Source organism: Streptomyces griseoloalbus (assembly GCA_014650015.1).
In the GTDB taxonomy this organism is placed as follows: Bacteria; Actinomycetota; Actinomycetes; order Streptomycetales; family Streptomycetaceae; genus Streptomyces; species Streptomyces griseoloalbus.
Map to the genome: position 1 here is coordinate 23,427 of BMUD01000033.1, position 18,526 is coordinate 41,952.

At 70.8% G+C, this 18,526-nt stretch carries 16 protein-coding genes and 1 tRNA gene; 11 read left to right on the top strand and 6 right to left on the bottom strand.

What is annotated here, in order from left to right; translation table 11 throughout:
* Positions 1-124: 124 nt before the first annotated feature.
* The 3 genes from IE178_RS32635 to IE178_RS32645 all read right to left on the bottom strand — a co-directional run bounded on the left by IE178_RS32635 (position 125) and on the right by IE178_RS32645 (position 3,572).
* Complete coding sequence (locus tag IE178_RS32635) at positions 125-460, bottom strand: FmdB family zinc ribbon protein (RefSeq protein WP_184763737.1); 336 nt, start codon at positions 458-460, stop codon at positions 125-127.
* A 67-nt stretch (positions 461-527) separates the two neighbouring features.
* The gene (locus IE178_RS32640) at positions 528-1,814 is read right to left on the bottom strand and encodes an MFS transporter (protein WP_193514754.1); all 1,287 of its coding nucleotides are present in this window, start codon (positions 1,812-1,814) and stop codon (positions 528-530) included.
* Between the two features lie 228 nt (positions 1,815-2,042).
* Positions 2,043-3,572, bottom strand: coding sequence for a potassium/proton antiporter (locus IE178_RS32645; protein ID WP_221492290.1), 1,530 nt, complete (start codon positions 3,570-3,572; stop codon positions 2,043-2,045).
* Between the two features lie 243 nt (positions 3,573-3,815).
* On the opposite strand from IE178_RS32645, the gene IE178_RS32650 reads away from it, so the two are divergent.
* A complete protein-coding gene (locus IE178_RS32650) occupies positions 3,816-6,641 on the top strand; it encodes a penicillin acylase family protein (protein WP_193514755.1) in 2,826 nt (941 codons plus the stop codon).
* Between the two features lie 101 nt (positions 6,642-6,742).
* Here the strand turns inward: IE178_RS32650 and IE178_RS32655 are convergent, their stop codons facing one another.
* Entirely contained in the window at positions 6,743-7,381 is a 639-nt protein-coding gene (locus IE178_RS32655) for a 5-formyltetrahydrofolate cyclo-ligase (RefSeq protein ID WP_184763733.1), read from the bottom strand.
* Positions 7,382-7,473: 92 nt separating this feature from the next.
* Here IE178_RS32655 and galU point away from each other — a divergent pair, with 92 nt between their 5' ends.
* From galU to IE178_RS32695, 8 genes are all read left to right on the top strand, one after another.
* Positions 7,474-8,385 carry a UTP--glucose-1-phosphate uridylyltransferase GalU gene (gene galU / locus IE178_RS32660; protein WP_193514756.1) on the top strand — a complete coding sequence of 304 codons (912 nt, stop codon included), beginning with the start codon at positions 7,474-7,476 and terminating at the stop codon, positions 8,383-8,385.
* Positions 8,382-9,704, top strand: a complete 1,323-nt coding sequence (glp, locus tag IE178_RS32665) for a molybdotransferase-like divisome protein Glp (protein WP_193514757.1) — start codon at positions 8,382-8,384, stop codon at positions 9,702-9,704. Before galU ends, glp begins: the two co-directional genes overlap by 4 nt.
* An 86-nt stretch (positions 9,705-9,790) precedes the next feature.
* Positions 9,791-10,303: a cyclic pyranopterin monophosphate synthase MoaC gene (gene moaC / locus IE178_RS32670; protein WP_184763730.1), complete on the top strand. Its 513-nt coding sequence runs from the start codon at positions 9,791-9,793 to the stop codon at positions 10,301-10,303.
* Positions 10,300-10,833 (top strand): MogA/MoaB family molybdenum cofactor biosynthesis protein, encoded by a 534-nt coding sequence (locus IE178_RS32675; RefSeq protein ID WP_184763729.1) that lies wholly within the window; start codon positions 10,300-10,302, stop codon positions 10,831-10,833. Before moaC ends, IE178_RS32675 begins: the two co-directional genes overlap by 4 nt.
* A 26-nt stretch (positions 10,834-10,859) precedes the next feature.
* Complete coding sequence (locus IE178_RS32680; protein WP_229876334.1) at positions 10,860-11,489, top strand: GNAT family N-acetyltransferase; 630 nt, start codon at positions 10,860-10,862, stop codon at positions 11,487-11,489.
* 196 nt (positions 11,490-11,685) lie between these two features.
* Positions 11,686-12,918 (top strand): divisome protein SepX/GlpR, encoded by a 1,233-nt coding sequence (gene sepX, locus IE178_RS32685; RefSeq protein WP_193514758.1) that lies wholly within the window; start codon positions 11,686-11,688, stop codon positions 12,916-12,918.
* A gap of 69 nt (positions 12,919-12,987) precedes the next feature.
* Positions 12,988-13,061 (top strand) — tRNA-Ala (locus IE178_RS32690).
* A 747-nt stretch (positions 13,062-13,808) separates the two neighbouring features.
* Positions 13,809-14,948, top strand: a complete 1,140-nt coding sequence (locus IE178_RS32695) for a hypothetical protein (RefSeq protein WP_193514759.1) — start codon at positions 13,809-13,811, stop codon at positions 14,946-14,948.
* 234 nt (positions 14,949-15,182) lie between these two features.
* Here the strand turns inward: IE178_RS32695 and IE178_RS32700 are convergent, their stop codons facing one another.
* A complete protein-coding gene (locus IE178_RS32700) occupies positions 15,183-15,659 on the bottom strand; it encodes a GNAT family N-acetyltransferase (RefSeq protein ID WP_193514760.1) in 477 nt (158 codons plus the stop codon).
* 50 nt (positions 15,660-15,709) lie between these two features.
* On the opposite strand from IE178_RS32700, the gene IE178_RS32705 reads away from it, so the two are divergent.
* Both IE178_RS32705 and IE178_RS32710 read left to right on the top strand, forming a co-directional pair.
* A complete protein-coding gene (locus IE178_RS32705) occupies positions 15,710-16,510 on the top strand; it encodes an exodeoxyribonuclease III (protein ID WP_193514761.1) in 801 nt (266 codons plus the stop codon).
* 136 nt (positions 16,511-16,646) lie between these two features.
* A complete protein-coding gene (locus tag IE178_RS32710; protein WP_193514762.1) occupies positions 16,647-17,666 on the top strand; it encodes a hypothetical protein in 1,020 nt (339 codons plus the stop codon).
* Between the two features lie 59 nt (positions 17,667-17,725).
* Here IE178_RS32710 and IE178_RS32715 read toward each other — a convergent pair whose 3' ends face one another.
* Entirely contained in the window at positions 17,726-18,385 is a 660-nt protein-coding gene (locus IE178_RS32715) for a MerR family transcriptional regulator (protein ID WP_184763984.1), read from the bottom strand.
* Positions 18,386-18,526 lie beyond the last annotated feature (141 nt).

Sequence of the window (18,526 nt, forward strand, 5' to 3'; positions counted from 1 at the left end):
AGACCCCGTCGTCGGCGGACGACAGGGTCCCGTAGGAAAACGGCGTCGCGCGGCGATGGTGCCCTACGCGGCACACGACGACGCCGCCCCACGCGGCAGTGCCGCCTTACGCGGCGCCGGTGCCTTACGCGGCAGTGGTGCTGGTCGAGCTGCCGGAGCCGGACGAACCGGTCGACGAGCTCGAACCCGAACCCGAACCTGAGTCCGAGGAGGAGGAAGCGGAGGAGCTCGTCGAGGCGGAGCCGGACGACTTCGACGACGCCGGCGAGCTGCTGGACGAGGAGCCGCGGCTGTCGTTGCGGTAGAAGCCCGAGCCCTTGAAGACGATGCCGACCGCCGAGAACACCTTCTTCAGGCGGCCCTGGCAGTTCGGGCACTCGGTAAGAGCGTCGTCGGTGAACTTCTGCACCGCCTCGAGGCCCTCGCCGCACTCGGTGCACTGGTACTGGTAGGTGGGCACTGTCTTCCTCCTGGCACTCTCACTCGATGAGTGCTAACGACGGTCCATAGTGACGTATTCCGTGGGTTCAGTCCACTGCGACGGGCTCGCGGTGACCCACGCCACGTGCGACAGTGCGCCCGCGCGGGCCCGGCACCAGCCGCGACCGCAGCGCCAGCAGTGTCACGAGAGCGAGCACCGTACCGGCCATCGGCACCAGGAACCCGGCGCCGTCCCAGAGGCGGTCCTCCAGCTGTCCGGCGGCCGTGACGGCCGCGGCCTGGCCGAGCGCGACGGCGCCGGTCAGCCAGGTGAAGGCCTCGGTGCGGGCACCGGCCGGGACCAGGTCCTCCACCAGGGTGTAACCGGTGATCAGGGCGGGTGCGACGCACATGCCGACCAGGAGGCCGATCCCCGCCAGGAGCAGCGCCGAGTGCGCCGTCCACAGGGCGGAGGCGGTCAGTGCGAGCGCGGCGTAGCCGACGACCAGGCGCCGCTGCGGGGCGGTCTTCCAGACGATCGCGCCGCAGGCGATGCCGGAGAGCATGTTGCCCGCGGCGAAGACGCCGTACAGGACGCCGTTCAGTCCGGGCTCGCCGATCGACTGGCTGAAGGCGGCCAGTGAGACCTGCATGCCCCCGAAGACGGCCCCGATGCCGAGGAAGGTCACGATCAGCACGCGCACCCCGGGGACGCGCAGCGCGGAAACGTGCTGCACGCGCGCGTGCCCGTCGTGGCCCGCCCGGGGCTGCGTTCCCTTCTGGGCGGCGAACAGCAGTCCGCCGATCAGGGTGAGCGCGGCCTCGGTGACCAGGCCGGCGGCCGGGTCGACGGCCGTGCACAGGGCCGTGGCCAGCAGCGGTCCGACGACGAAGGTGAGCTCGTCGGTGACGGACTCGAAGGCCGCCGCCGTGGTCATCAGCGGGGACCCCTTGAGCTTCACGCCCCAGCGGGCCCGCACCATGGGCCCGATCTGCGGCACCGAGGCGCCCGTGGGCACGGCGGCGGCGAACAGCGCCCACAGGGGTGCGTCGGTCAGCGCCAGCGCGGTGAGGGCCAGCCCGGACGTCGTGTGCACCAGGACGCCGGGCACCAGGACGGCGCGCTGCCCGTGACGGTCGGCGAGACGGCCGCTGTAGGGCGCGAACAGGGCCATGGAGACGCCGGTGACGGCCGCGACGGCGCCGGCCGCGCCGTACGAGCCGGTGGTGTGCTGCACCAGCAGCACGAGGGAGAGGGTGAGCATCGCGAACGGCTGGCGTGCCGCGAAGCCGGGGACCAGGAACGTCCAGGCGCCGCGGGTGCGCAGCAGTCGGCCGTATCCCGGACGGGTGGCGGCCGCCGAGTCCTTCGACGGAGTGACCGTGGATGCCACGGCCCGTGCCTTTCTGCCACCTGGTAGCACGGCCCACGCGGGACGTGCGGGCGCGCCGAGAGCTGTCCTCTTGCGCTGACTGCGGTAGATGCCGGCGCCACAGCTCAGGGCGTGCCGGCCGCCATACGGTCGCGCCAGCTCTGCGTCAGGCAGAGTTGGTTCGATCTGGGGGTCGCGTGCATAGTACAGGGATCAACAGCCTGTGTGCCTGTGAAGATGAGCACCATGTCAGTGTCCGGCCTGTGATCCGTCGGTGCCCAGCCAGCCGGCCAGCTTGCCGCCGCGGCCCACCGCGCGCAGGCGCCGCTCGGCGGCGTCCCGTACCGGGTCCGTGGCGACGACGAGCAGTTCGTCCCCGCGCCGCAGCACCGTCGACGGCAGCGGCACGAAGGACGTCCCCCCGCGCACGATCAGGGTGACGGCGGCCCCCGCGGGCAGCCGCAGCTCGGCGACCTCCACGCCGTGCATCCTCGATCCGGCGGGGATGGCGACCGACAGCAGATGCCCGCTCAGGCGCTCCAGGGGCGCCGACTCGATGCCGAGATCGGCGGCGCCGGAGTCCACGCCCAGACGCAGCTTGCGGGCCAGCCAGGGCAGCGTCGGACCCTGGATCAGGGTGTAGACGACGACCAGGACGAAGACGATGTTGAAGATCTTCTCGCTCGCCTCGACGCCCTGCACCATCGGAATCGTCGCCAGGATGATGGGCACGGCGCCGCGCAGCCCCGCCCACGACATCAGCGTCTGCTCCTGCCAGGGCACCCGGAACGGCGACAGACACACCACGACGCTCAGCGGCCTGGCCACCACGGTCAGCACCAGCCCGATGACCAGCGCGGGCACGATGTTGTCGCCCAGCTCGTGCGGGGTGACCAGCAGACCGAGCAGGACGAACATGCCGATCTGGGCGATCCAGCCGAGCCCTTCGGCGAACCCGCGCGTGGCGGGCCAGTGCGGCAGCTTGGCGTTGCCCAGCACCATCGAGGCGAGGTAGACGGCGAGGAAGCCACTGCCGTGGGCGATGGCGCCCGCCGCATAGGCGGCGACGGCGATGGCCATGACGGCGATCGGGTAGAGGCCGGAGGCGGGCAGCGCCACGTGCCGCAGCCCCCAGGCGCCCAGCCAGCCCACCGCGAGTCCGATGGCGGCGCCGATGGCCAGCTCCAGCGCTATCTCACCGAGCAGCAGGTACCAGTGCTCGACCGGTCCGGCCGTGGAGAAGGCGACGACCAGGATGACGACGGGCGCGTCGTTGAAGCCGGACTCGGCCTCCAGCGTGCCCGTCACCCGCGAGGGCAGGGGTATTTTCCGCAGCACCGAGAAGACGGCCGCCGCGTCGGTCGACGACACCACCGCGCCGATGATGAGCGCCTGCCGCCACTCCAGCCCGATCAGGTAGTGCGCGGCCGACGCCGTGACCCCGACACTCACCGCGACGCCGACCAGCGCCAGCGCGGAGGCGGACGGCAGGGCCGGTCTCACCTCGGCCCACTTGGTGCCCAGACCACCCTCGGCCAGGATCACGACCAGGGCCGCGTACCCGATGACCTGCGTCAGCTCGGCGTTGTCGAAGTGGATGTCGCCGATGCCGTCCTGGCCCATCGCGATGCCGATGCCCAGATAGACGAGCAGGCTGGGGAGCCCGCTGCGCGAGGAGATCCGGACCGCTGCCACGGCGACGAGCAGGACGATCGAGCAGACGAGCAGGAGCTGGTTGAGGTGGTGGACAGTCAGCGGCCGTTCCCTTCCCTGACTCATGCGCACCCGCGCGTGAGCTCACGTACATCGCTTGCGATCCACCGCTTTCGCGGCAAACTACTTCGTTACCTTACCTAACTCTTGACGTTTTCTTGACGCGGAGCGCGGCAAGATCGAACGGCCGTCCGGGCTGGTTCCCGACTCCGCGTCAAGTGCCACGGGCCCCTACGCCTATCGTTGCTCCAGCGCTCAGTTAAAAGCACAGCCCGACCTGCCGCTCGCGTTAGGACAGCAAGGACAGCGATGCCCACCGACACCACCGCCTCCACGGGTCAGCAACCCGGCAAGTCCGGCAGGAAGAAAGGGCGTAAAGCCCGACTGATCGTGCTCGTCCTGGTGCTGGCCCTGATCGGCGGTGTCGCCTACGGCGGGTACTGGTCGGTCAGCACCGTGCGTGCCTCCTTCCCCCAGACCAAGGGCTCGATCACACTCCAGGGCCTGACGGGAACCGTCGACGTCAAACGCGACGGCTACGGCATCCCGCAGATCTACGCCTCCTCCGACGAGGACCTGTTCATGGCGCAGGGCTACGTCCAGGCGCAGGACCGGTTCTACGAGATGGACGTGCGCCGGCACATGACCTCCGGGCGCCTGTCGGAGATGTTCGGCAAGGGCCAGGTCGACAACGACGAGTTCCTGCGCACCCTGGGCTGGGACCGGATCGCCAAGGAGGAGTACGACAAGAAGCTCTCCCCCGCCACGAAGAAGTACCTCCAGGCGTACGCCAAGGGGGTCAACGCGTACCTGGAGGGCAAGGGGGGCAAGGAGATCTCCCTGGAGTACGCGGCGCTGAGCTTCACCAACGACTACGCGCCCGAGCGGTGGACCCCGGTCGACTCCCTGGCCTGGCTCAAGGCGATGGCCTGGGACCTGCGCGGCAACATGCAGGACGAGATCGACCGCGCGCTGCTGACCAGCCGCCTCGGCCCGAAGCAGATCGCCGACCTGTACCCGGCGTACCCGTACGACCGGAACAAGCCGGTCATCCAGGAGGGCCAGTACAACGAGCTCACCGGGACGTACGAGCAGGGCGAGGGCACGGGCGGCACGGGCACCGGCACCGGGACCGGCACCGGAACCGGCGCCGGCACCGGGACCGGTACGGGAATCGGCACGGGCACAGGTACCGGCACGGGCACGGGCACAGGTACCGGCACCGGCACCGGTGGCTCCGCCCTGGAGAATCAGCTGACGGGCCTCCAGGAGGTCATGCAGGACCTCCCCACCGCCGTCGGCATCAACGGCGACGGCATCGGCTCCAACTCCTGGGTGGTCGCCGGCGACCACACCATCACCGGCGAGCCGCTGCTCGCCAACGACCCGCACCTGTCGGCCTCGCTGCCGTCCGTCTGGTACCAGATGGGCCTGCACTGCCGCAGCGTCTCCGCCAAGTGCCAGTACGACGTCACCGGCTACACCTTCGCGGGCATGCCCGGCGTGATAATCGGCCACAACCAGGACGTCGCCTGGGGCCTGACCAACTCCGGGGTCGACGTCACCGACCTCTACCTGGAGAAGATCACCGGCGACGGCTACCAGTACGACGGCAAGGTGGTGCCGTTCAAGACCCGCGAGGAGACCATCGAGGTCGCCGGCGGCGAGGCGCAGAAGATCGTCGTCCGTGAGACCAACAACGGCCCCCTTCTCTCCGACCGTTCCGACGACCTGGTGAAGGCCGGCAAGAAGGCCACCGTCGACAGCGCGGCCCCCGACCGGGGCGACGGCTACGGCGTCGCGCTGCGCTGGACCGCGCTGGACCCGGGCCGCACCATGGACTCCGTCTTCGCGATGAACCGCGCGAAGAACTGGGAGGACTTCCGTGAGGCGGCCGCCCTCTTCGAGGTGCCCTCGCAGAACCTCGTCTACGCGGACACCGACGGCCACATCGGCTACACGCTGCCCGGGAAGATCCCCACCCGCGCGGAGGGCCACGACGGCTCGATCCCCGCCCCCGGCTGGGACCCCGACTACGAGTGGACCGGCTGGATCGACCAGGACGCGCTGCCCTACGAGTTCGACCCGGAGCGCGGCTACATCGTCACCGCCAACCAGGCCGTCGTCGGCGAGGACTACCCCTACACGCTGACCACGGACTGGGGTTACGGCGCCCGCAGCCAGCGCATCACGGACCTGATCCAGTCGAAGATCAAGGACGGCGGCAAGGTCTCCACCGACGACATGCGGCAGATGCAGCTGGACAACTCCAGCTCCATCGCCAAGCTGCTGGTGCCCCACCTGCTCAAGATCGACACGGGTGACAAGGACGTACGCGAGGCGCAGAAGCTGCTGGAGGGCTGGGACTACACCCAGGACGCCGACTCGGCCGCCGCCGCCTACTTCAACTCCGTGTGGCGCAACGTCCTCAAGCTCGCCTTCGGTCACAAGCTGCCCAAGGAAGTGCGCGTCAAGGGCCAGTGCCTGTGGGTCGAGCCGGTCAACACCACCGGGCCCGCCGACGAGGCGGACAAGGTCCGTGAGTGCGGTCAGCGGGAGGCCGACCAGGCGCAGCCGGACGGCGGCGACCGCTGGTTCGAGGTGGTCCGCACGCTGATGGACGACAAGGACAGCGAGTGGTGGACGACGCCCAAGAAGGGCACCCGCCTCGGCGCCGACAACCGTGACGATCTGTTCAAGCGGGCCATGATCGACGCCCGCTGGGAGCTGACCGCCAAGCTCGGCAAGGACATCGACACCTGGAGCTGGGGCCGGCTGCACCGCCTGTTCCTGAACAACCAGACGCTCGGCACCGACGGCCCCGGCCTCATCCAGTACGTCCTCAACCGCGGGCCGTGGAAGCTCGGCGGCGGCGAGGCCACGGTCAACGCGACCGGCTGGAACGCCGCCGGCGGCTACGGAGTCGTGTGGGTGCCGTCCATGCGGATGGTGGTCAACCTCGGCGACCTCGACAAGTCGCGGTGGATCAACCTCACCGGCGCCTCCGGCCACGCCTACAGCGCCCACTACGTCGACCAGACGGACAAGTGGGCCGAGGGTGAGCTGTTGGAGTGGTCGTACTCGGACAAGGCGGTCGAGGGCAGCACGAGCGACACCCTGCTGCTCAGGCCCTGACCCCGTCCGGTCCGCCGCCGACATCGGCCCCCACGCGCGCGTGGGGGCCGATGCGCGTCGCAGGCGTTCGCCGTCGGACGTTCGTCATCAGGCGTTCTCCGTCAGTGACCGGGCGTTCCCGGGGTGCGGCCGAACCGCCGGACCCCGGAGGGCGTCACCGCCGCGTGCACCGGCCGGTCGTGGGGCTCCTCGGGGACGCGTTCGACGACCTCGGAGTCGTACAGCAGCACCACCAGCGCCGGGTGCGCGCCCGCGCGCTCCAGCCGGGCGAGGACCCGGTCGTACGAGCCTCCGCCGCGCCCCAGCCGCATCCCGCGCGCGTCGACGGCCAGTCCGGGCAGCAGCACGACGTCCGCGTCCGTCACGGCGTCCGGTCCGAGGCGTTCCCCGGCGGGCTCGAACAGGGCCATGCGTCCACCGTGCCGGACCCGCGCGAGGGAGCCCTCTCCGGTGTACGCGCCCCAGTCCAGGTCGTTGTCGGGCAGCAGCGCGGGCAGCAGGACGCGTACGCCCCGCGCGCGCAGCGCGTCCAGCAGCGCGAGTGTGCCGGGTTCGCTGCCGACCGAGACGTACGCCGCCACCGTGCGCGCGTGCGCCAGTTCGGGCAGCCCGAGCGCCTGCCGGGCCAGCGCGGTCGCGGAATCCCGCGTGTCATCCGCCGTCAACCCGTTCCTCACCGTGAGGATTTCCCGTCGCAACGCTCGTTTGTCAGGCTCGTCCGGGCGATCGTTGTGTCTCAAGTCTGTCCCTGTACCGTTCCGAAATGCTCATATGAGTAGGAAATAATCGGAGCCACAGATTCCCCACAATGACACCGGATATGGTGTCGGACATGTCTCAGTCGCACCCTCGGATCAGCAAGGCTGTCATCCCCGCAGCAGGTCTGGGCACCCGGTTCCTGCCGGCCACGAAGGCCACTCCCAAGGAAATGCTGCCAGTCGTCGACAAGCCGGCGATCCAGTATGTGGTCGAGGAGGCCGTCTCCGCCGGACTCGACGACGTCCTCATGGTGACGGGCCGCAACAAGCGCCCCCTGGAGGACCACTTCGACCGCAATTACGAGCTGGAGTCCGCCCTGGGAAAGAAGGGCGACGCCGAGCGCCTCGCCAAGGTCCAGGAGTCCAGCGACCTCGCCACCATGCACTACGTCCGCCAGGGCGACCCCAAGGGCCTCGGCCACGCCGTGCTGTGCGCCGCCCCGCACGTCGGCAACGAGCCCTTCGCCGTCCTCCTCGGCGACGACCTGATCGACCCGCGCGACCCCCTGCTCCAGCGCATGATCGGGGTCCAGCAGGAGCACGGCGGCAGTGTCATCGCGCTCATGGAGGTGGCCCCCGAGCAGATCCACCTCTACGGCTCCGCCGCCGTGGAGGCCACCGAGGACGCCGACGTCGTCAAGGTCAGCGGCCTGGTCGAGAAGCCCACCGCCGAGGAAGCGCCCTCGCACTACGCCGTGATCGGCCGCTACGTCCTCGACCCGGCCGTCTTCGACATACTGCGCAAGACCGAGCCCGGCCGCGGCGGCGAGATCCAGCTCACCGACGCCCTCCAGCAGCTCGCGGCGGACGAAAGGATCGGCGGCCCGGTGCACGGTGTCGTCTTCGAGGGCCGGCGCTATGACACCGGTGACCGCGGGGACTACCTGCGTGCCATTGTCCGACTCGCGTGCGAACGTGAGGACCTGGGCCCGGACTTCCGGACCTGGCTCCGCCGTTACGTCACCGAGGAGATGCAGCAACGTTGAGCACCGCCGCGCCCCGCACCGCAGGCCCGGACCACCTCTGGTCGGTGGACGAGCACCTGGACGACATCCTCGCCACCGTCCACCCCCTCGAGCCCATCGAGCTGAACCTCCTCGACGCCCAGGGCTGCGTCCTGGTCGAGGACATCACGGTGCCGGTGTCCCTGCCCCCGTTCGACAACAGCTCAATGGACGGGTACGCGGTCCGGGTCGCGGACGTCGCGGGCGCGAGCGAGCAGTACCCGGCGGCCCTCGAGGTCGTCGGGGACGTAGCGGCCGGCCAGGCCGACCTCCTGCACGTCGGACCCGGTCAGGCCGCCCGCATCATGACCGGCGCCCCGCTCCCGCCCGGTGCCGAGACGGTCGTCCCCGTGGAGTGGACCGACGGCGGCCTCGGCGAGGGCCCGGTCGCCGGGATGCGCGCCCGCAGCCTGGCCCCCGAGGCCGCCGCCGGGCAGGTCTGCGTCTACCGCCCGGCCGGGGCACGCGCGCATGTGCGCGCCGAGGGCAGCGACGTCAAGGCCGGAGACCGCGCCATGGAGGCCGGTACGATCCTGGGCCCGCCGCAGATCTCCCTGCTGGCCGCGATCGGCCGTGGCACGGTCCGGGTGCGCCCCCGCCCGCGCGTGGTGGTGCTCTCCACCGGCAGTGAACTCGTCCAGCCCGACGAGGAACTGGGCCCGGGTCAGATCTACGACTCCAACAGCTTCGCCCTCACCGCCGCCGCCCGGGACGCCGGCGCGATCGCCTACCGCGTGGGCGCCGTCGCCGACGACGCCGCGACCCTGCGCGACACCATCGAGGACCAGCTGGTGCGCGCCGACCTGATGGTCACCACCGGCGGCGTGAGCGTCGGGGCGTACGACGTCGTCAAGGAGGCGCTGTCGTACGCCGCCGACGCGGACGAGCCCGGCAGCGGCATCGAGTTCCGCAAGCTCGCCATGCAGCCGGGCAAACCCCAGGGCTTCGGCTCCATCGGCCCCGACCACACTCCGCTGCTGGCCCTGCCCGGCAACCCGGTCTCCTCCTACGTCTCCTTCGAGCTGTTCGTCCGCCCCGCCATCCGCACCCTGATGGGCCTGACGGACGTCCACCGGCCGAGGGTCCGCGCGGAGCTCACCGCGGAGCGGGCACTGACCTCGCCGAAGGGCCGCCGCCAGTTCCTGCGCGGCCGGTACGCCGACGGCGGGGTGACCCCCGTCGGCGGTGCCGGATCCCACCTCGTGGCGGCCCTGGCACAGGCCGACGCGCTGATCGTGGTCCCCGAGGACGTCGAGTCCGTCGTGCCCGGCGCCGAGGTCGAGGTGGTCCTGCTCGGCTGAGCACGACCGGTTGGCGGTACCGTGTCGCGCACAGCAGGCCCGTGCGCCGCACCGCCACGGGCCAGGACCGGGAGCGCCACACGATCATGACCGTGCCTTCCCGGGGGGAGACCCCCGGACCCTCCGAGCAGCCCCATCTGACCCACCTCGACGAGGCGGGCGCCGCCCGCATGGTCGATGTGTCCGGCAAGGACGTGACCGCGCGCACCGCGCGGGCCACCGGCCGCGTCCTGGTCTCGCCGCGCGTGATCGAGCTGCTGCGCGGCGAGGGCGTCCCCAAGGGCGACGCGCTGGCCACCGCGCGCATCGCGGGCATCATGGGCGCCAAGCGCACCCCCGATCTGATCCCGCTGTGCCACCCCTTGGCGGTGTCCGGTGTGAGACTGGACCTGTCGGTCGCGGACGACGCCGTGGAGATCACGGCCACCGTGAAGACGACGGACCGCACGGGCGTCGAGATGGAGGCGCTCACCGCGGTCTCGGTCGCCGCGCTCACCGTGATCGACATGGTCAAGGCGGTCGACAAGAAGGCGGTCATCACGGACGTGCGGGTCGAGGAGAAGACGGGCGGAAAGTCGGGCGACTGGAGCCGGGCATGACACTCGACGCGTCAGCCGGTGGTGCGCCGTACCGCGCGCTGGTGGTCACCGCCTCCAACCGGGCCGCCGCAGGGGTCTACGAGGACAAGGGCGGCCCGCTGGTCGCGGAGGGCCTGCGGCGCTTCGGCTTCGCCGTGGACGGGCCGCGGGTCGTGCCCGACGGCGACCCCGTGGAGGCCGCCCTGCGCGCGGGAGCCGACGCCGGGTACGACGTGATCGTGACCACCGGCGGCACCGGCATCTCACCCACCGACCGCACCCCCGAGGCGACCCGCCGGGTCATCGACCACGAGGTCCCCGGCATCGCGGAGGCCATCCGGGCGTACGGCCGGGACAAGGTGCCCACGGCCGCCCTCTCCCGGGGACTCGCCGGGGTCGCGGGCCGGACACTGATCGTCAACCTGCCCGGGTCCAGCGGTGGGGTGAAGGACGGCCTGGCCGTCCTGGAGCCGTTGCTGGGGCACGCCGTCGACCAGGTGCGCGGCGGGGACCACCCCGGACCGGACGCCAGCGGTGGGGGTGCGAGCTGAACAGCCCCCGCTGGCCGGTCGAGCTGGTGGACGGCGACATCGTCCTCCGGCCGATAAGGCTGCGCGACCAGAAGGCCTGGCGCGAGATCAACCGGCGCAACCGCGACTGGCTGCGGCCCTGGGAGGCGACCATCCCGCCGCCCACGCCCAGCGGCCCGATCACCCACCGGCCGACCTACCGTCAGATGGTCCGCCATCTGCGGGCCGAGGCGAACGCGGGCCGGATGCTGCCGTTCGTCATCGAGTACCGGGGGCGTCTCGTCGGCCAGTTGACGGTTGCCGGGATCACCTGGGGCTCCATGTGCTCGGGGCACGTCGGCTACTGGGTGGACGAGGCGGTGGCCGGCCGCGGAGTGGTGCCGACGGCCGTGGCCATGGTCGTGGACCACTGTTTCCGTGGCGTCGGACTGCACCGCATCGAGATCTGCATTCGCCCGGAGAACAGGCCGAGCCGCAGGGTCGTGGAGAAACTGGGATTCCGCGAGGAGGGGCTGCGTCCGCGATATCTCCACATCGACGGTGCCTGGCGCGACCATCTCGTCTTCGCGCTCACGGCGGAGGAAGTCCCCGACGGTTTGCTCGCCCGGTGGCACCGGGCACGCTCTCAGGAGCGGTCCGGCCACGAGCTGCCCGGACACGAGCGGCGCAACCGGTGAATCCCGCACGGACCGGGAAATTGAATAAATGTTCGAATTCAAGCGCGGGATGACCGCCTACGGGCTCGGAATTCCCGGTTCGAGTGGCCACCCGATCGCAGTCCTCACAAAAAATGTTCGAAATATCAGCCAGATCGTGCGACACACCGGCTCAATTGGCGGATGGCCCGCGGCAAACCCCTCTACCGTGTGAGGCGTGAGCAGCAGCGGCCTCATCTACGCAGTCATTGTCGGGGCCTGGGCCGCCTACTTGGTGCCGATGTGGCTCCGTAGGCAGGACGAGCTGAACGAGGCCCGTCCGACGGAACGCTTCAGCACCGCCATCCGATTGTTGTCCGGACGGGCGGGTATGGAGCGCCGGTACGCCAAGGACCTGCGGGCGCGCTCCGCCGACGAGGGGGAGCAGGGCGTCCACGACCCGGATGCGATCACCGACTCGGTGGACGTCCGGGCCTTCGCCGTGTCCCAGACCCGTCCGCAGACCCAGGCGCCCGTACCGTCACTCCCCGCGGAGCGGCCGGAACCGGCACCCGCACGGGCCGGCCGGCCCCCGCGCGAACACGCGGAGCGGCGGGCATCCGAGCCCGTGGACCGGCGGGCATCCGAGCACGGTGCCGCGCGGGGGCGTGTCCCGGCCGCCCGTCGTGGACCGGAGTCCGCGGCGGCGCAGGCCGCCGCCGCCCGCGCCCGGCGCTCGAAGGTGCTCGCGCGCCGCCGTCGCACCACCACGATGCTGTTCGTCGCCTTCACGCTCGGCGCGATCGTCGCGGCGGTCGGCGGGCTCGCGTTCCTGTGGGCGCCCGGCGTGCCCGCCGTGCTGCTGAGCGGGTACATCGCGTACCTGCGCTCCCAGGAGCGCCGCCGTTTCGCGTACCAGATGGACCGCCGACAGGCCGAGGTCGCGGCGCAGCGGCTGCGTGAGCGCCAGCGCCCGCCGCGCCGCCGCCCGACCGTCGACGACGCCGACCCCGACGAACCGGAGGGGCCGGAAGCGGGAACCGACACCGACCCAGGCCTCTCCGCGCTGGCCGCGGACCGGCGCGCGCTCGTCGAGCAGACCGACCACGCCGAGTGGGTCGACCAGCAGCGCGAGCGGCAGCGGCGGCCCGGCCAGGGCGGCGACAGCTGGGACCCGGTCCCGGTGCCCCTGCCCACGTACGTGACCGCCCCGGTGGCCCCGCGCGCCACCAGCGACGTCGACCTCGGCGCGCAGGACACCTGGAGCTCGGCCCGCTCGAGCGCCGTACCGCCGGAGGAGGCACCGGACGAGGCGGCGGAACCGGACCCGGCCGGTGCTGACGAGCACGACGACGACGGCCGCAGCGACGCCCGCCGGGCGGCCTCGGCCCGTCGCTCCCGCGAGCGTGGCCGCACCCCGCTCTTCGACCAGTACGAGGACGGGGACCGCCCCCGGGCCGCCAACGAGTAGCGGGTCGCCCGTGGGCACAACGGATTTCCGAGCACACCGATCGGGGTGCTAAAGTTTCACTCGTTGCAAGGGCCTGTGGCGCAGTCCGGTAGCGCACCTCGTTCGCATCGAGGGGGCCAGGGGTTCAAATCCCCTCAGGTCCACGCAGCTCAAAGCCCCGGTCGGGATCTCCCGACCGGGGCTTTGACGTGTCGTACGGCAGCGAGGTACGGCAACTGCCGTGATCTTCCCGGGTCGAGGAACCGGCGGTTGACGTCGCGCGGTTCGCATGGCGTGCCGCCTCCCCCGGCTCAGGGCGTCCGGCGTCCGCCGCCGGCCTGCGCAGCACCGCTATCGGACCAGCATCATCGGCGACGGCCCCGACCGCGGCTCTACTTGAAGAAGCGAGGCGAAGGCCGCACACGTCCCGGCCGTCATCGCCCCTTGCGCGCCGACGCGTCAACGTCCTGGGGACGCTGCTCCGGGACAGCCGCCCGAACCCCTCCCGTGCGAGATCCCACGGGACGACGACCCGCTCGGACTCCGCGCCGGAAGCACCACCGTCACCGCCTCCCGGTAACCGGCCGGCACGTGGTGGGCCGGCATCGCGGAAGCACCGTCGCTGGAGACAGCCGACCGGACTGTGACCGAGACGGCCCATCAACTCGGCCGAGGGACAGGGAAGGAGGCCGTCCACCATCGCATCACCGACCAGCAGGCCGCAGGCGCCGTCGAGATCGCCACACGCTCGACTCGGCTGTCAAGGGCACCGTTGGCCATAGGTGGCGGCGGTGTGGTGTACGTCACTACCCTGAGGTCTCATGGCCATCATGGGGGACGTAGGGCGATCCGGGACGCATGCATACCGAGGTTTCCGGGCTCTGAAGAGGATCGTGCATCGGCGTGCGCTCTTGGCCGATATCCGCTACAGGGCCGTTGTCGAGGCCCTGTACCCAGGCCGTAAGCGGGACGATCCAACCCCTCCCCATATTGCGCAAGCCGCCAAGCTGTTATGTGATGAGCTGGACCATACACCGATCCCGGGCGAACGCAGTCGTGGGGTGGTAAGGGCAACGACGCGCCTCACCCGGGAACACGTCACCTACGGTGTCCGCTTTCCCGAGTGGCGCAACGGAATGAACACGACGTTCTTCAAGCGCATGGCGGACTGGGGTCAGCGCGCCGCAGAGACGGAAAAAAGCAACGAAGCCTTTGATCTGGCCGGCGTGGCACCGACTCAGGATCGTACCGTCCTGTTCGGTAAGCGATTCTCAGTCGCAGTCTACGGCCTCTTGATCGACTCGCGGGGACCTTCGGATGATGAAGAAGCTCTGCGGATCGAGATGGCGAACGAGATTCTGCACGGCGTACCCGACGACGTCCGGATCGGTCGTTATCGGCTCCTCCAGGATGGGGTCAATTCCCTGGCCGCAGGTGTAGCCACCTGGGCCACGAGCTATCTGGGGTTCAACCAGTCCCTTACAGACGCGGTGCAGTACGGCAGCGCCACGTTCGGTGTGGCAGCCGGTGTGACTGCCGTCCGCCACCTGAGCGTTCAATTTCTCAGCGATAAACAGCAGGAGGCCCGGCGGCAGGCCAGGTACTGGCTCCTCTCACTTCACGCCTGGATGATCGGTTACGTCGTCTGGGGGCGGGACGCAGTTCGAACTGGGCAGTATGAAGGGCTTGACCAATTGGCGTACGTAGCCCGCGCCCTCGCCACTGGAGGGGCACAGATCCGGGAGCTGCCGAGGGACGAAGTGATCCAGGGGGATCTGCAACTCCTGATCGAGAACTCCGAAAGGGCCGCTGACGGTGAGCTCACCACGGCCCTCATGAGAATTCAGGGGGTCCTGCGTTGGAGAAGCGAACATCTGGGATCCGCCATCGGAAATCTCATCGCCATCGTGCACAACGTCCCCGATATCGCCGATGATTTTCACTCATCCCTCGCACTGGGTGCTGGAGGTTTCGATCCGCCGCAACTTCCCTCGGCACGTTCAGGGGAGGACCCTCATCGCGACCTGACCGGGGAACCGCCTCGAAACTGAAGCGGTGCGTCGTGACGCGGTAGCCGAGCAGAGAAGCCAAACGCCCCGGCCGCTCACCGGCGTTGCAGGGGGAGTGGCGGCGATCACGCGCACCCTGTCGAGGGAGGGCTGCCGCGCGTTCACTTCCCGTCGGACGAGGGCGGGACCTTGCCGCCCTCTGCCTGTCGACCGGCGAGGCCGCGTTCCCCGGCACGATGTGTACCGCGGACGGCAGCGAACATGGGGACTGGTCCGCTACAGCGTCTTGGCGTAGCAGCGGCTGTCCTCGTGGAAGCGGTAGTAGCCGAACTTCTCGCAGGGCTCGTAGCCGCTTGAGGTGTACAGGGCGATGGCCTCCGGCTGCTTGACGCCGGTTTCCAGGACCATGCGGAGGCGGCCGGCCGCGCGGGCGTCGTCCTCCAGGGCGGCCAGGACGCGGCGGGCCAGGCCGCGGCCGCGCATCTGCTCGATCACGTACATGCGCTTGAGCTCGGCGTCGCCGTCGCGGTTGCCCTCGTCGTTGGCGTCCTGGACGCGCCAGCCGCCGGAGGCCACGGGGACGCCGGCCTCGTCGTACGCGATCAGGTAGATGCCGTTCGGGGGTGCGAAGTCCGCCGGGTCCATGGAGGTGGCGTCGCCGCCGTCGCCGTAGCGGACGTGGTACTCGGCCTGGACTTCGGCGTCCAGCTTCACGGCGTCGGGGTGGTCGTAGGGGACCCGGCGGATATCCATGCCGAATACCGTAAAACACGCCCGGACGTGGTGTGTCGTATCGTGCCCTGATGCTCACTGTGACCTCCGTCAACGTCAATGGACTGCGGGCCGCCGCCAAGAAGGGCTTCGTGGAGTGGCTCGCGCAGACCTCCGCCGATGCGGTGTGTCTTCAGGAGGTGCGGGCGGAGGCGGAGCAACTGCCGGAGCCGGTGCGGGAGCCCGAGGGGTGGCATGTCGTGCATGCGCCCGCCGCCGCCAAGGGGCGCGCGGGGGTTTCGCTGTACACCCGGCGGGAGCCGGACCGGGTGCGGGTGGGGTTCGGGTCGGCCGAGTTCGACGGCAGCGGGCGGTACGCGGAGGTGGATCTGCCCGGTGTGACCGTCGCCTCGCTCTATCTGCCCTCCGGGGAGGTCGGTACGGAGCGGCAGGACGAGAAGGTCAGGTTCATGGGGGAGTTCCTCGCGTACCTCAAGGGTCTGCGTGAGCGGGCTGCCGCCGAGGGGCGGGAGGTCGTGGTGTGCGGCGACTGGAACATCGCCCATGAGAAGGCCGACCTCAGGAACTGGCGAGGGAACACGAAGAGTTCCGGGTTCCTGCCCGAGGAGCGGGAGTGGCTCTCGCGCGTCCTCGATCCGGCCGACGGTGGGTACGTCGACGTCGTGCGGGCACTGCACCCGGACGTGGACGGGCCGTACACCTGGTGGTCGTACCGGGGGCGGGCCTTCGACAACGACACCGGCTGGCGCATCGACTACCAGATGGCGACCCCGGGGCTCGCGGCCCGCGCGGTCAAGGGGTACGTGGAGCGCGCGGCCACGCATGCCGAGCGCTGGTCGGACCACGCGCCGGTGACGGTGGTCTTCGAGTGAACACCCCATGAGGGGGAGGGTTCTCCTGTTTCGGTACAGGGACGGGGAGGCCGGCGCCCGCCGGTGCAACCGAACGGTTGTCCGAACCGTCCCTCTTGGGTGACCGACGGGACCGAGGGCATCGGACGGGAGCGCAGTGGCGTCGAGGAGACGAGCAAGGACCGGGATCGTCACCGGGCTGGCCGTGCTGACGGCCGTCGGTGGTGGGGTGGCCCTCGCGGGCGACGACGGCCGCCGGGTGTTTCCCCGTGCCTCGTACGATCCGTTCCGCGGCTCGGCCGCCGCGGAGGAGTGGGTCGCCCACGGTGACCACGCCGCCGTCATCCGCGTCACACGGGAGACGGCGGGCGAGCCCGATCCGGAGGGCGACCACATCCCCCGGACGGTCACCGCGACCGTCACCCGGGTCGTCTGGTCGAGGCCCGGGGCACCTCGGCCGCCCGAGGAGATCACCCTGCGGGCCAAAGGCTGGTACACCACCCTGTGGGGCGGCAGGGAGGAGGCCGCGCGTGAGGGCGCGCCTCGCCTCGAACCCGGCCACACCTACCTCGTCGGCCTCGCCCGCCTGGGGAAGGGGGTGGAACTGATCGGTGACGACGCGGCCCTGCCCTACGACGCCGAGACCTTCGGACGGGGGGAGCTCGAAGGCCGCTCCACAGGCCCCGACGCGTATCGCAGGGCCGTTCGGGGCCTGCCCCAGGACGCCGTCGCCAAGTTCGCCATCAGCGAGACGTACAAGCCCAGGACCCTGCGCGATGTCCAGCGGCTGCTGCAGGGCACCTCCCCGCGGAACGTCTACCGGCGGGCGGCGTTGGACGGCCTGGGCGCGGACATGAACCTGGACCGCCGACCGGACGACCCCGCGGACGAGGGCGCCGGTGACCTGCCCGGGCGGATCCGCCGCAGCGTCCCCGCGCTCGATTCCGGCACCGACTACTTCCTGTCGGTCGCCTGCTCGGGGCGCGGCACGGCGTTCACGGTCCGGCTCACCGTCAACGGGACGTCGGCCACGCGCCGACTGCCCTGCAACGCCGGCGACGAGCTGGTGCCCGTCAAGCGGCCACGGGGCGAGGTGACGTACGAGATCGCCTCCGCGGGGTCCGACGCCGGGGCTGTCGCGTGGAATCTGTCGGAGGCCCCCGGGGGTGGCGCCTGAGGGTGCGGTGATCCGTCAGGCGGGCCCCGGGGGTGGCGCCTGAGGGCGCGGTGACTCCGTCAGGCGGGCCCCGGGCCTGCCGTCCCGGGGTGGCGCCCCTGGTCCCGTGTGCTCAGCCGGCGGTCCAGGGCCAGGGAGAGCTCCGCGTCGACCACGCTGCGGGCCAGCGGGCGGAGGCGGTGGAGGGCCTCCTCCGGGGCGTGGCGGAGGATCAGGGTGGCGAAGAGGTCGGCGAGCGCGTCGGCGTGGGTGCGGACCTCCGCACCCGTGTGGAGCACCTCCGCGAGCGGGATGCCCTCGCGGACCAGGGCGGAGGACACGTCCAGCAGACGGCGGCTGATGTGGACGATCTCCTCGCCGTCGGTGCCGAGATAGCCCAGCTCCAGCGCGGCGGCCAGGTTCTCGGGGGTGACCTGGCCGGCGAAGCGGTCGGCGAGTTCCTCGGGGGTGAGGCGGACGGGGGTCTCCTCGGTGGGGTGCTCCATGCCGAGGAGTTCGCCGACGTCGCGGCCGTGGTCGAAGGCCTCGGCGAGTTCCGCTATGCCGTTGAGGGTGTGGCCGCGTTCGAGTAGCGCCGTGATTGTGCGCAGGCGGGCCAGGTGGTGGTCGTCGTACCAGGCGATACGGCCCTCGCGGCGGGGTGGCGGGATCAGTTTGCGTTCGCGGTAGAAGCGCAGGGTGCGCACCGTGATGCCGGCCAGGCGGGCCAGCTCCTCCATGCGGTACTCGCGCCGCTCACCGGGTCCTGACTTGTCCTCTGCCACGTCAGCAGCCTAGGCCCTGTCGTCAAACTCCCGTCTGCCCCGCGACGCCATGCACGCACTCTCGCCGCACCGGGCCCTGACCCGAGTACATCCAGT

Coding starts and splice junctions, on each gene's coding strand:
- IE178_RS32645 (WP_221492290.1), bottom strand. CDS start 3,572: ATGAGTCAGGGAAGGGAACGGCCGCTGACTGTCCACCACCTCAACCAG.
- IE178_RS32650 (WP_193514755.1), top strand. CDS start 3,816: ATGCCCACCGACACCACCGCCTCCACGGGTCAGCAACCCGGCAAGTCC.
- galU (WP_193514756.1), top strand. CDS start 7,474: ATGTCTCAGTCGCACCCTCGGATCAGCAAGGCTGTCATCCCCGCAGCA.
- moaC (WP_184763730.1), top strand. CDS start 9,791: ATGACCGTGCCTTCCCGGGGGGAGACCCCCGGACCCTCCGAGCAGCCC.
- IE178_RS32675 (WP_184763729.1), top strand. CDS start 10,300: ATGACACTCGACGCGTCAGCCGGTGGTGCGCCGTACCGCGCGCTGGTG.
- IE178_RS32700 (WP_193514760.1), bottom strand. CDS start 15,659: ATGGATATCCGCCGGGTCCCCTACGACCACCCCGACGCCGTGAAGCTG.
- IE178_RS32705 (WP_193514761.1), top strand. CDS start 15,710: ATGCTCACTGTGACCTCCGTCAACGTCAATGGACTGCGGGCCGCCGCC.
- IE178_RS32715 (WP_184763984.1), bottom strand. CDS start 18,385: ATGGAGGAGCTGGCCCGCCTGGCCGGCATCACGGTGCGCACCCTGCGC.